At 27.4% G+C, this 617-nt stretch carries 1 protein-coding gene; it reads left to right on the forward strand.

Annotated features, from left to right (window positions below):
- Positions 1-27 precede the first annotated feature (27 nt).
- The coding region (locus tag FEM21_RS16050; protein ID WP_201448303.1) for a restriction endonuclease subunit S at positions 28-617 on the forward strand (590 nt) is incomplete at its 3' end.

Raw genomic sequence — 617 nt, forward strand, 5'->3', positions numbered from 1 at the left:
TTTCCTAATTCGAGAAATGTACCAAAATTGAGATTTCCAGAATTCAATGATGAATTTAAAAATAAGAAACTTGGAGACCTAATGACATTTAAAGTAACTAATTCTTATTCAAGAGATAATCTCAATTATGAATCAGGAACTGTAAAAAATATTCACTATGGAGATATTCATACTAAATTTCAAACTCTTTTTGATTTAGAAAAAGAAAATGTTCCATATATAAATGAAGATATTTCTCTAAATAAGATTTCAGAAGATTTTTATTGTCAAGAAGGGGATGTGATTTTTGCTGATGCTTCTGAAGATTTAAACGATGTCGGGAAAAGTATTGAAATCACAAATCTTAACGGCGAAAAATTACTTTCAGGTTTACATACTCTTTTAGCAAGACCGCAAAAAAATAATTTTTCTAAGGGGTTTCTAGGATATTTATTAAAATCTGATTTTGTAAGAAATCAAATAAAAAGGGAATCACAGGGTTCCAAGGTATTAAGCATTAATGTGGGTAGGATTTCTAATATTTATTTAAATTTCCCCTCAATTTCAGAACAACAAAAGGTTTCTGAATTTTTATCTCTTTTAGATAAGAGAATAGAATGCTCAATGAAAATAATTGA

The organism is Flavobacterium seoulense (assembly GCF_000695795.1).
GTDB lineage: Bacteria > Bacteroidota > Bacteroidia > Flavobacteriales > Flavobacteriaceae > Flavobacterium > Flavobacterium seoulense.